The sequence below is a fragment of the Nocardioides mesophilus genome (assembly GCF_014395785.1).
Taxonomy (GTDB): Bacteria; Actinomycetota; Actinomycetes; order Propionibacteriales; family Nocardioidaceae; genus Nocardioides_B; species Nocardioides_B mesophilus.
Map to the genome: position 1 here is coordinate 4,265,133 of NZ_CP060713.1, position 11,978 is coordinate 4,277,110.

The 11,978-nt window shown below is 70.8% G+C and carries 10 protein-coding genes; 2 read left to right on the plus strand and 8 right to left on the minus strand.

The annotated features are described in order from the left end of the window. Positions 1 to 5: 5 nt before the first annotated feature. From H9L09_RS20385 to metH, 3 genes are all read right to left on the minus strand, one after another. Positions 6 to 659 carry an amino acid ABC transporter permease gene (locus H9L09_RS20385; protein WP_187578602.1) on the minus strand — a complete coding sequence of 218 codons (654 nt, stop codon included), beginning with the start codon at positions 657 to 659 and terminating at the stop codon, positions 6 to 8. Between the two features lie 4 nt (positions 660 to 663). Then, the gene (locus H9L09_RS20390; protein ID WP_187578603.1) at positions 664 to 1,455 is read right to left on the minus strand and encodes a transporter substrate-binding domain-containing protein; all 792 of its coding nucleotides are present in this window, start codon (positions 1,453 to 1,455) and stop codon (positions 664 to 666) included. Positions 1,456 to 1,822: 367 nt separating this feature from the next. Beyond that, on the minus strand, positions 1,823 to 5,620 hold the full coding sequence (gene metH / locus H9L09_RS20395; RefSeq protein ID WP_187578604.1) for a methionine synthase: 3,798 nt from the start codon (positions 5,618 to 5,620) through the stop codon (positions 1,823 to 1,825). A gap of 117 nt (positions 5,621 to 5,737) precedes the next feature. Between metH and H9L09_RS20400 the strand changes: the two genes are divergently transcribed. Continuing rightward, positions 5,738 to 6,589, plus strand: a complete 852-nt coding sequence (locus tag H9L09_RS20400) for a PAC2 family protein (RefSeq protein ID WP_187578605.1) — start codon at positions 5,738 to 5,740, stop codon at positions 6,587 to 6,589. 25 nt (positions 6,590 to 6,614) lie between these two features. Here H9L09_RS20400 and mshC read toward each other — a convergent pair whose 3' ends face one another. From mshC to H9L09_RS20420, 4 genes are read right to left on the minus strand one after another with little or no spacing between them, the layout of a single operon-like run. Beyond that, the gene (gene mshC, locus H9L09_RS20405; RefSeq protein ID WP_187578606.1) at positions 6,615 to 7,859 is read right to left on the minus strand and encodes a cysteine--1-D-myo-inosityl 2-amino-2-deoxy-alpha-D-glucopyranoside ligase; all 1,245 of its coding nucleotides are present in this window, start codon (positions 7,857 to 7,859) and stop codon (positions 6,615 to 6,617) included. 47 nt (positions 7,860 to 7,906) lie between these two features. Then, positions 7,907 to 8,719, minus strand: coding sequence for an SCO1664 family protein (locus H9L09_RS20410; RefSeq protein WP_187578607.1), 813 nt, complete (start codon positions 8,717 to 8,719; stop codon positions 7,907 to 7,909). A gap of 14 nt (positions 8,720 to 8,733) precedes the next feature. Next, positions 8,734 to 9,312: a DUF3090 domain-containing protein gene (locus H9L09_RS20415; protein ID WP_187578608.1), complete on the minus strand. Its 579-nt coding sequence runs from the start codon at positions 9,310 to 9,312 to the stop codon at positions 8,734 to 8,736. Between the two features lie 9 nt (positions 9,313 to 9,321). Then, positions 9,322 to 10,068: a histidine phosphatase family protein gene (locus tag H9L09_RS20420; RefSeq protein WP_187578609.1), complete on the minus strand. Its 747-nt coding sequence runs from the start codon at positions 10,066 to 10,068 to the stop codon at positions 9,322 to 9,324. Between the two features lie 33 nt (positions 10,069 to 10,101). Here H9L09_RS20420 and corA point away from each other — a divergent pair, with 33 nt between their 5' ends. Then, complete coding sequence (gene corA / locus H9L09_RS20425) at positions 10,102 to 11,082, plus strand: magnesium/cobalt transporter CorA (protein ID WP_187578610.1); 981 nt, start codon at positions 10,102 to 10,104, stop codon at positions 11,080 to 11,082. A gap of 40 nt (positions 11,083 to 11,122) precedes the next feature. On the opposite strand, the gene H9L09_RS20430 is transcribed toward corA, so the two are convergent. Then, positions 11,123 to 11,947, minus strand: a complete 825-nt coding sequence (locus tag H9L09_RS20430; protein WP_187578611.1) for an undecaprenyl-diphosphate phosphatase — start codon at positions 11,945 to 11,947, stop codon at positions 11,123 to 11,125. Between the last annotated feature and the right edge of the window lie 31 nt (positions 11,948 to 11,978).

Below are 11,978 nucleotides of genomic sequence, written 5' to 3' on the forward strand. Positions count from 1 at the left end.
GCCGGTCACCTCCGGTGGGCGTTGAGTCGGTGCTCGAGGCGGTTCACCAGGAAGGTGAGCGCCAGCACGATGGCCAGGTAGTAGAGCGAGACGATGAGGTACATCGTCAACGGCTCGTAGGTCGACGCCGCCTCGTTGCGTGCCGTGAGGAAGAGCTCCTGCATCCCGATGAAGGCGACCAGCGACGAGTCCTTGACCGCGATGATGAACTGGCTGCCCAGCACCGGGAGGATCGCCCGCAGGGCGAGTGGCGCACGCACCCGACGCAGCGTCTTCACACGCGACATGCCCAGGGACCGGGAAGCCTCGTTGAGCTCGGTGGGCACCGACTGGAAGCCCGAGCGGACGATCTCCGCGATGTAGGCGGCGTTGTGGATTCCCAACGCGATGGCGCCGGCCCAGAACTTCTCGAGCGTCAGGATCTCGGCGATGCCGAAGTAGAGCACGAAGATCTGCGCGATCAGCGGTGTCCCACGGATCAGGCCGATGAACCCGGTCGCGACCAGGCGCAGGGCCGCGACCGTGCTCATCGACATCGCCGCCACCACCGACCCGAGCACCATGGCGAAGGCCAGCGCGACGGCCGTGAGCCTCAGCGTCACCCACGTCGCTTCGAGGAAGATCGGCGCCGTGTCGACGAGATAGTCAAAGAAGTTCATGACGTCAGGAGATGTCCTGTCCGAACCACTTCTTGCTGATCTCGGCGTAGGTGCCGTCCTTCTTGATCGCGGCCAGCGCGTCGTTGAGCTCGTCGACGAGAGCGGCGTTCCCCTCGTCGACCGCGAAGGCCGGCTCCTCGGTGTACAGCGGGTCCCCGCACGGCCGGAGGTCCCGGTCGGTCTGCTCGATCTGGTAGAGCCCGACCAGTCGATCGGTCATCGCACCATCGAGTCGGCCTGCGTCCACGTCCTGCAGCGCGGTGACGTCGGAGGTGAACGTCACGATCTCGCCGGCCAGATCCTTGTCCTCGAGGAACGACTGGTAGGTCGTGCCGGAGGCAACACCGACCTTGGGCGAGTCCATCTCGGTCGGGTCCTGGCAGTCACTGTCGTTCGGCACGAACATCGTCGCACCCGAGGTGTAGTAGCTGTCGGTGAAGTCGACGGCCTTGTCGCGCTCCTCGGTGGGGGTCATGGACGCGATCAGCACGTCGTAGCGCTGGCTCTTCACCCCCTGGATGAGGGTGTCGAAGGCACCCGTCTCGGTCTTGAGCTCAAGACCCATCTCGTCGGCGATCGCGGCACCGATGTCGTAGTCGAAACCGGTGAGCTTGTTGTCCTCGAAGTAGCTGAACGGCTGGAACTCGCCGCTCATGGCCACGACGAGCTCACCGTCGTTGATCAGTCGCGGCCCGTCTGATGCCGAGGCGCCGCCGTCATCGCCGCAGGCCGACAGTGTCAGAAGGGCGGCGGCTGCGAGAGCCGCGACCACCCCGCTCCGGCGTCGTCGGTTCATCGCCCTGCTGGTGGATTTCCTCATCAATGTCCTGCCTCCGTTCGGCATTCCCCGCGCGGTGGCGGGGCCGAGAGTCGCGCTTCGGTCAGGTTTGGGAGGTTATCGGCTCCGCCGGCCGGGCCGCGTCGGCCGGGGCTGACCTCCGGCCGATCGTGGCGTGGATCGGAGTACGCGCACGGTGCGGATCCCTGCGCCACAAGGCCCTGACCCGCGCAGCACATCCGGAAAACTGTTATCCGGTTGTTACTTTCGCGTGGGCCCGCAGGGCCTCAGCCCCGTCCGGGAACCTGCAGATGCGCCGACTCGGCGGGTTCGGTGAGCCGACCCCGACCCGTTTCCTGGGACGGGGTCGGCGCCGGAGCCGCGGTCAGTCCTCGGGCTCGTAGCCCAGGTTGGGGCCGAGCCAGCGCTCGGTCTCCTTGAGCGTGAGGCCCTTGCGCTCGGCGTACTCCTCGACCTGGTCCTTGCCGAGGCGACCGACGACGAAGTACTGCGACTCCGGGTGGGAGTAGTACCAGCCGCTGACTGCGGCGCCCGGCCACATCGCCATGCTCTCCGTGAGCTGGATCCCGGTCTCGGCCTCGACGTCGAGCAGCTCCCACAGCTTGAACTTCTCGGTGTGGTCGGGGCAGGCCGGGTAGCCCGGCGCCGGCCGGATCCCGTCGTAGCGCTCCTTGACCAGCGCCTCGCCGTCGAGCGCCTCGTCGGGGGCGTAGCCCCACAGCTCGGTGCGGACACGCTCGTGCATGCGCTCGGCGAGCGCCTCCGCGAGCCGGTCGGCCAGCGACTCCAGCAGGATCGCGGAGTAGTCGTCGAGCTCGGCGCGGAAGTCCGCGATCCGCTTCTCGATGCCCAACCCGGTGGTGACCGCGAACGCACCGACGTAGTCGGCGAGGCCGGTCTCCTTCGGTGCCACGTAGTCGCCGAGCGAGCGGTTCGGAACCCCGTCGCGGTGCTTGCCCTGCTGACGCAGGTTGCACAGCGTGGTCAGCACCTCGGTGCGCGACTCGTCGGTGTAGACCTCGACGTCGTCGCCCACCGCCTGCGCCGGGAACAGGCCGACCACCGCACGACCTTCGAGCCAGCGCTCCTCGATCACGCGGTCGAGCATCTGCTGCGCGTCCTCCCACAGCTTGCGCGCCGCCTCGCCGCTGCTGGGGTTGTTGAGGATGTCGGGGAACTTGCCCTTCATCTCCCAGGCGTTGAAGAACGGCTGCCAGTCGATGTAGTCGCGGAGCTCGGCGAGCTCGTAGTCGGTGAAGGTACGCCGGTACGCGGCGTCCCCCTCGAGCACGACCGGCCGGGGCGGCTGGTAGCCCTCCCACGTGACCGGCGTCCGGTTGGCCCGCGCCGCCGCCAGGCTCACCAGCGGCCGCTCCTGGTTCTTCGCGGCGTGCCGGGTCCGGATGGAGTCGAAGTCGGCCTGCACGTCGTCGATCAGGGCCTGCCGGCGCTCGTCGGAGAGCAGTTGAGCCGCGACCGGCACCGACCGGGAGGCGTCCTTCACCCAGACCACCGGACCGTGGTACTTCGGGTCGACCTTGACCGCGGTGTGCGCGCGCGAGGTGGTGGCGCCGCCGATGAGCAGCGGGATGTCCATCCCCTGCCGCTCCATCTCCGAGGCCAGGTTGACCATCTCGTCCAGGGACGGCGTGATCAGGCCGGAGAGGCCGATCATGTCCGCGCCGATCTCGCGGGCGGTGTCGATGATCTTCTGCGCCGGCACCATCACGCCGAGGTCGACGACCTCGTAGTTGTTGCACTGCAGGACCACGCCGACGATGTTCTTCCCGATGTCGTGGACGTCGCCCTTGACGGTGGCCATCACGATCGTGCCCTTGGCGCGCTCGGCGTCGCCGGGCTTCTTCTCCGCCTCGATGAACGGGATCAGGTGGGCCACCGACTTCTTCATCACGCGGGCCGACTTCACCACCTGGGGCAGGAACATCTTGCCGGCGCCGAACAGGTCACCGACGACGTTCATGCCGTCCATCAACGGGCCTTCGATGACCTCGATGGGACGGCCGCCGCGCTCGGAGATCACCTTCCGGAGCTCCTCGGTGTCGGCCTCGGCGAACTCGTCGATCCCCTTCACCAGCGCGTGGGTGATCCGCTCCTCGACGGGCAGGCTGCGCCAGGCCTCGTCGGCGACCTCCCGGGGCAGGCCGTCTCCGGCGAAGTCGGGCGCGACCTCGAGCAGCCGCTCGGTGCTGTCCGAGCGCCGGTTGAGGATCACGTCCTCGATCCGCTCCCGGAGGTCGGGGTCGATCTCGTCGTAGATCACCAGGGCGCCGGCGTTCACGATGCCCATGTCCATGCCGGCCCGGATCGCGTGGTAGAGGAACACCGCGTGGATCGCCTCACGCACCGGGTTGTTGCCGCGGAACGAGAACGACACGTTGGACACCCCGCCGGACACCAGCGCCCCGGGAAGGTTCTCCTTGATCCAGCGCGTCGCGGCGATGAAGTCCAGGCCGTACTCGGCGTGCTCCTCGATGCCGGTCGCGACGGCGAACACGTTCGGGTCGAAGATGATGTCGTGGGCCGGGAAGCCGACCACGTCGACGAGCAGGTCGTAGGCGCGCCGGCAGATGGCCTTGCGCCGCTCTAGGTTGTCGGCCTGACCGTCCTCGTCGAAGGCCATCACGACCACCGCGGCGCCGTACTTGCGGCACAGCCGCGCCTGCTCGAGGAACTTCTCCTCGCCCTCCTTGAGGGAGATCGAGTTCACGATCGGCTTGCCCTGGACGCACTTCAGGCCCGCCTCGATCACCTCGAACTTGGACGAGTCGACCATCAGCGGCACCCGGGAGATGTCCGGCTCGGACGCGACGAGCTTGACGAAGCGGTCCATGGCCGCGACGCCGTCGATCATCCCCTCGTCCATGTTGATGTCGATGATCTGGGCACCGGCCTCGACCTGCTGGCGGGCGACGGACAGCGCGGTCGCGTAGTCGCCCTCCTTGATCAGCCGGCGGAACCGGGCGGACCCGGTGATGTTGGTGCGCTCGCCGACGTTCACGAACAGCGAGTCGGCGGTGACCGTCAGCGGCTCCAGGCCCGAGAGCCGCAGCGCGGGGGCGACCGTGGCGGGCACCCGGGGCGCCCGGCCCTTGGTGACGGTGGCGATCGCCGCGACGTGGGCCGGCGTGGTGCCGCAGCAGCCGCCGACGAGGTTGACCAGGCCGCTGGAGGCGAACTCCTCGATCACCTCGGCGGTCTGCTCGGCGGCCTCGTCGTACTCACCGAAGGCGTTCGGCAGCCCGGCGTTGGGGTAGCAGGAGACGAAGCAGTCGGCGATCCGGGAGAGCTCGGCCAGGTAGGGCCGCATCTCGGCGGCGCCGAGGGCGCAGTTGAGCCCGACGGCGAGCGGGCGGGCGTGCCGCACCGAGTTCCAGAACGCCTCGGTGACCTGCCCGGACAGCGTGCGTCCGGAGGCGTCGGTGATGGTGCCGGAGATGACCACCGGCCAGCGGCGCTCGCGCTGCTCGAAGAGGGTCTCGAGGGCGAAGATCGCGGCCTTGGCGTTGAGGGTGTCGAAGATCGTCTCCACCAGGAGCAGGTCGGCGCCGCCGTCGACGAGGCCGTTGGCCTGCTCGAGGTAGGCCTCCACGAGCTGGTCGAAGGTGACGTTGCGCTTGCCCGGGTCGTTGACGTCGGGAGAGATCGAGGCGGTGGTGTTGGTCGGGCCGAGCGCGCCGGCGACCCAGCGGGGCCGGTCGGGCGTCTCGGCCGTGACCGCGTCGCACTCCGCCCGGGCCAGCCGCGCGGCCTCGAGGTTCATCTCGTAGGCCAGGTCGGACATGCCGTAGTCGGCCTGGCTGATCCGCTGGGCGTTGAAGGTGTTCGTCTCGACGATGTCCGCCCCGGCCTGGAGGTACTCCCGGTGGATGCTGCGGATGATGTCGGGCTGGGTCAGGCTGAGGAGGTCGGCGTTGCCCTGCACGTCCTGGCCCCAGTCCGCGAAGCGCTCGCCGCGGTAGTCGGCCTCGCCGAGCCCGTGACGCTGCACCATCGTCCCCATGGCGCCGTCCATCACCAGGACGCGCTCGCGCAACATCGCGGTCAGCGCCTCGGTGGCATCGGGACGGGGAGAGGTCTGCTCCGGCACTGGGCTCCTCGGGAGGTCTTGAGACGGTATGGGTCCCCGGAGCCGGCCGGACATGGACGGACCGGGACCCGTCAAGAGTAGGTCGCGATCCGGCGGCGCCACATCCGGGACCGCATCCTGACATGTGCGGCGGCGGCGGCCAGGGAGCCGGTCGTGACCTAGGCTGGTGAGGTGATCGAGATCGAAGAGGTGCCGGAGCTCCGCTCCCCCGTCCTCATCGCCGCGTTCGAGGGCTGGAACGACGCCGCCGACGCCGCCTCCTCCGTGATCGACCACCTGATCAAGGTCTGGGACGCCCGGGTGGTGGCGGCCATCGATCCCGAGGAGTTCTACGACTTCCAGGTGAACCGCCCCATCGTCGGCAGCCACGACGACGGCATGCGCCGGATCACCTGGCCCTCCACCCAGCTCTCGGTCGCCTCGCCCCCCGGAGCGCTGCGCGACGTGGTGCTGCTGCGCGGCATCGAGCCGAACATGCGCTGGCGGCAGTTCTGCGCCGAGCTGCTGGCCGGCGCCGACGAGCTCGGCGTGGAGCTCGTGGTCACGCTCGGCGCGCTGCTGGCCGACACCCCGCACACCCGGCCGATCCCGGTGACCGGGACGGCCTCGGAGCCCGACCTGGCCGACCGGCTCAAGCTGGAGCAGTCGAACTACGAGGGGCCGACCGGCATCGTCGGGGTCTTCCAGGACGCGTGCTCGCAGCTGGACATCCCGGCCGTCTCCTACTGGGCCGCGGTGCCTCACTACGTCGCCCAGCCGCCGTGCCCCAAGGCCACGCTGGCGTTGGTCGGCCAGCTCGAGGACCTGCTGGAGGTCAGCATCCCGCTCGGCGACCTCCCCGAGGAGAGCCGGGCCTGGGAGCGCGGTGTCGACGAGCTCGCCGAGGAGGACGAGGAGATCGGCGACTACGTCCGCGCGCTCGAGGAGACCCGCGACACCGCGGAGCTGCCGGAGGCCAGCGGCGAGGCGATCGCCCGCGAGTTCGAGCGCTACCTGAAGCGGCGCGACACCGGCGACGACTGAGCCCCGACGGCGCTCGGGCCGTTCCTCAGAGCAGGAGGCCGAGCCGCGCGTCGAGCAGCCGGCGTACGACGTCGCCGGCACCGGTCTCGGAGCCGCCGCCCGCCGTCAGCGTCTCGCGGGCCCAGCCCCGGACCGCGTCGACGGCGGTCGGCGCGTCCAGGTCCTCGGCCAGGGCCGCCCGCACCGCGGCCACCAGCGGGGCGCTCGGCGCACCGGAGGGCAGGGCCACGGCGCCCCGGAGCTGCTCGACCGCGGCCGCCGCCTCGCGGAGGTCCTCGTCGGTCCACTCCCAATCGCTGCGGTAGTGGTGGCGCAGCAGGGCCAGCCGGATCACCATCGGGTCCACGCCGGCCTCGCGCAGCCGGGAGACGAGCACCAGGTTGCCCTTCGACTTCGACATCTTCTCGCCCTCGTAGCCCACCATCCCGGCGTGCACGTAGGCGTGGGCGAACTCCTGGCCCTCGACGGCGGCGTGCGCCTCGGCGGCACTCATCTCGTGGTGCGGGAAGACCAGGTCGCTGCCGCCGCCCTGCACGTCGACGGTGCCGTCGAGGTGGTGCAGCGCGATCGCGGAGCACTCGACGTGCCACCCCGGCCGGCCGCGGCCGAGCGAGGTGTCCCAGGCGGGCTCCCCGGGGCGTTCGGCCTGCCAGAGCAGGCAGTCGAGCGGATGCTTCTTGCCGGCCCGGTCGGGGTCACCGCCGCGGTCGGCGTACACCGCGAGCATCTGCTCCTCGGTCCAGCGCGACACCTCGCCGAACCGGGGGTCGGCGTGCACGGAGAAGTAGAGGTCGCCGTCGACGTCGTAGGCGGTGCCGTTGTCCTTGAGCCGGCGCACCATGTCCACGATCAGCGGGATCGACTCCACCGCACCGACGTAGGCGTCGGGCGAGAGCACCCGCAGCGCGCTCATGTCCTCGCGGAACAGCTCGGTCTCGCGCTCGGCGAGCTCGCGCCAGTCGGCGCCGGTCGCGGTCGCCCGCTCCAGCAGCGGGTCGTCGACGTCGGTGACGTTCTGGACGTAACGGACGGCGTGGCCGGCGTCGCGCCAGGCCCGGTTGAGCAGGTCGAACCCCACGAACGTGGCGGCGTGACCCATGTGGGTGGCGTCGTAGGGGGTGATCCCGCAGACGTAGAGCCGGGCGGCACCGTCGGGGCCGGCCGGCACGCTGTCGACGAGCCCACCGCGCGAGGAGTCGTGCACCCGCACCGTCGGGGCGACCCCCAGGTCGTCCAGGTCCGGCACGTCCGGGCTCGTCCACGCTCGCATGCGGGCAGCCTAACCAACCGCCGGTGGCCGCTTCCGGGCGGACCGCCTCAGAACGCGGGCCAGGGGATCGAGGGCCAGCGGCCCGACGGGACCGGCATCCGGCGCCGGCCCAGCAGCAGCGTGACCCGGCGCAGCAGGGCGGTGAGCTCCTCCCGCGCGAGCAGCCGTTCCAGCCGGGTCCGCAGCGGGGACCCCTCGGTGCTGAGCTCCGCGGCGAGCGCCTCGAGCGCGGGGAGGTCGGCGGCGGCCAGCGGCTCGCCGGCCCATCCCCACAGGACGGTCCGCAGCTTGTCGTCGACGTGGAAGCAGACGCCGTGGTCGACGCCGTGCCGGTGCCCCTCCGTCATCGCCAGCACGTGGCCGCCCTTGCGGTCGGCGTTGTTGACGACCGCGTCGAAGACCGCCATCCGCCGCAACGCCACCGAGTCCTCGTGCACGAGCGCCACCGGCCGGTCCTCGCCGTCGAAGGCGTCCAGCACGTGCAGGTAGCCGGCCGGCAGCGCGTCGGGGCGCACCAGGTCGACCGGGTCCTGGCCGGGGTCCGGCTCCCGCCACGCCTGCACCATGCCGGGCCCGGCGGGGCCGTCGCGCAGCACCGTGGGCGGCACCACGTCCCAGCCGAGCGCCACCGAGACGACGTACGCCGCCACCTCGCGCCGGGCAAGGGTGCCGTCCGGGAAGTCCCACAACGGCTTCTCCCCGGCGACCGGCTTGTAGACGCACGCCGTGGACACCCCGGCCGCCGACCGGACGGAGGCGTAGAAGGTGGCGTTCGACGCCGGCATGATCCGGCCCTCGATCACCACCTCGCCGTCCAGCAGCGGGCCGGCGCCGGCCTCGAGCCCGCTGAGCTCCGACATCACGACCAGCCCGCTCAGCCGGCGGTCCGGCGGAAGCCGTTGGCGCGGGGGCACAGGTGGCCGGCCGGGTCCATCGGACCACCGCAGAACGGACACGGCTGCCGGCCGGCCGAGACGACGCTCTGGGCGCGCTTGCTGAAGGCCCGGGCCAGGCCGGCGGGCAGGCGGACCAGCAGCACCTCCTCGGGCTCCGGCTCGTCGATCTCCTCCTCGGGCGTGCCCGGCTCGGCGACGCCCTCCTCGGTGTAGGGGAAGACCTCGAGGACCAGCCGCTCGTCGCCCGGGTCCCACGACAGCGTCATGGTGCCGGCGCGGAACTCCTCGACGATCGGCTGCTCGAGCGGGGCGTTGTCCTCCAGGGAGACCGGGGAGACCGCGGGGATGGTCGGCTCGCCGCCGGTGCTGCGCAGCAGCTCGTCGAGCAGCTCCTCGATGCGCTCGGCCAGGACCAGCACCTGCTGCTTCTCCAGCGCCACGCTGGTCACGCGGTTGCCGGAGCGGGCCTGCAGGAAGAAGGTGCGCTGCCCGGGAGGGCCGACCGTGCCCGCCACGAAGCGTTCGGGCGGGTCGAAGCTGTGGATCACCGATGCCATGGTGCGAGCCTAGGGGGTGCCCGAAGTGGCCGGTTCCGCCCGGGGCGCGGGGTCCGCACCCGCACCGCCGCCCACCGCCGCGTCGCTGCTGAGCGCCCGCCGTCGTGCCTTCCGCTTCGGTGGCCGCAGGTGCGCGAGGTCGCCGGAGGTGGTGTTGGTGGCCATCACGAACGGTCGGTGCGGGGTGTAGCGGACCACGGAGAGCGATGCCGGGTCCACGACGATCCGCTGGAACTCGTCGAGGTGCGCGCCGAGAGCGTCGGCGAGGATCGCCTTGATCACGTCGCCGTGGCTGACCGCCACCCAGACGGCGTCCGGTCCGTGCTCGGCCTCCACGCGGGCGTCCCAGCGGCGTACGGCGGCCACCGCGCGCGCCGACATCTCCGCCATCCCCTCGCCGTCGGGGAAGACCGCGGCACTCGGGTGCGCCTGGACCGTGCCCCAGAGCTTCTCCTTGGCCAGGGTCTTGAGCTCGCGGTTGGTCCAGCTGCCGTAGTCGCACTCGAGCAGTCCGCGTTCGGCGCTCACCCGCAGCCGGGCCGGCTGGGCGGCGTTGATCTCCCGGGCCGTCTCGCGGCAGCGCTCCAACGGGCTGCTCACGAGCGCGGCGAGCGGCAGCCCCGAGAGCCGCACCCCCACCGCACGTGCCTGCTCCAGGCCGTGGTCGTCGAGGTGCACGCCCTTGCTGCGCCCGGCCAGCACGCCGGTCGCATTCGCGGTGGTGCGGCCGTGTCGGGCCAGGATCATCGTTGCCATGGAACCCGAGCGTAGTGGCCTAGCCTCAGAGCCATGATCATCGACAGCGCCCTCTACCGCGGAGGGGTGCGGATCCCCCTGGCCTGCACCAAGGAGGACCTGCGCGCTGTCCGATCCTCGACCTCGGAGCCCGGCGACTTCATCTGGGTCGGCCTCCACGAGCCGGACACCGCGGAGCTCAGCGCGGTCGCCGAGGCCTTCGAGCTGCACCCCCTCGCCGTCGAGGACGCCGTCAACGCCCACCAGCGGCCCAAGCTCGAGCGTTACGGCGACGGCATCTTCCTGGTCCTGAAGACCCTCTGGTACGTCGACGAGAACGACGCCGTGGAGACCGGCGAGATCAACCTCTTCGTCGGCCGGGACTTCGTCGTCAGCGTCCGGCACGGCGAGGGCACCGAGCTGCACACCGCCCGGCTGGACCTCGAGCAGCGCACCACCGTCCTCGACCACGGCCCGTCCGCGGTGGTCTACGCGATCTGCGACCGGGTCGTGGACAGCTACGAGGAGGTCGCCTCGGCGCTCGAGGCCGACGTCGACGAGGTGGAGGAGTCGGTCTTCTCCCCCTCCCGGACCCAGGACTCGCGCCGGATCTACATCCTCAAGCGCGAGCTCTCCGAGGTACGCCGGGCGGTGAACCCGCTCAGGGAGCCGATGAAGCGCTTCGCCACCGGATCGGTGCCGGTGATCAGCCAGGAGTCGGCGCCGTTCTTCCGCGACGTGGCCGACCACGTGCTGCGGGTCTCCGAGGCGGTGGAGGCGCTCGACTCGCTGCTGTCCACCGCCTTCGACGCGCACCTGGCGCGGATCAGCGTGCAGCAGAACGAGGACATGCGGAAGATCTCGGCGTGGGTGGCGATCGCCGCGGTGGGCACCCTGGTCGCCGGCATCTACGGCATGAACTTCGAGTACATGCCCGAGCTGCGCTGGCACTTCGGCTACTTCGGCGCGCTCGGGGTGATGCTCGTCGCGTCGGTGGTGCTCTACCGGGTGTTCAAGAAGTCGGGCTGGCTCTGACCGGGCCGGCGCGCGGCCGACCCAGGTCAGGTCATCCTGGTCAGGCGGTGAGCGCGCCGGTCGCGAGCAGCAGCAGCGTGGCGCCGCCGAGCAGGATCCGGTAGATCACGAACGGCAGGTAGGACCGGGTGGCGACGTAGCGCAGCAGCCACGCGATGGCGGCGTACCCGACGACGAAGGAGACGATCGTCGCGACCACGGTCGGGGCGACGCCGTACGGGTTGTCCTGGCCCGGGATGTCCTTGAGCTCGAAGAGCCCGGCGCCGACCACGGCCGGGATGGCGAGCAGGAACGCGAACCGGGTGGCGGCCTCGCGGTCGTAGTTGAGGAACCGGGCCATGCTGATCGTCGCGCCGGAGCGGGAGACCCCGGGCACCAGCGCGGCCGCCTGGGCCAGGCCGAGGTAGACCGAGTGCTTGAGCGTCATCCGCTCGATCGGCCGGTCGGTGCGCCCGACCCGGTCCGCGACGCCGAGGATGACACCCAGCACCACCAGCGTGGTGCCGATGATCCAGAGGTTGCGGAAGTCCTGCTCGATCACGTCCTTGAGCAGGACGCCGAGCACCACGATCGGCAGCGAGCCGACGATGATGTACCAGCCCATGCGCGAGTCGAGCTCGCCGCGCAGCTCGGGCAGGTACAACGACCGCAGCCAGGTCCGGCCGATCCGCCAGATGTCCTTGCGGAAGTAGATCAGCACCGCCAGCTCGGTGCCGATCTGGATCACCGCGGTGAAGGCCGCGCCCGGATCCCCCCACCCGAACAGCTCCGGGAAGATCCGCAGGTGCGCCGAGCTCGAGATCGGCAGGAACTCGGTGAGCCCCTGGATGAGGCCGAGGACGACGGCCTGGAAGAAGTCGGACACACCGGTTCCTGTTCTGTGCGACGGCGCGGGA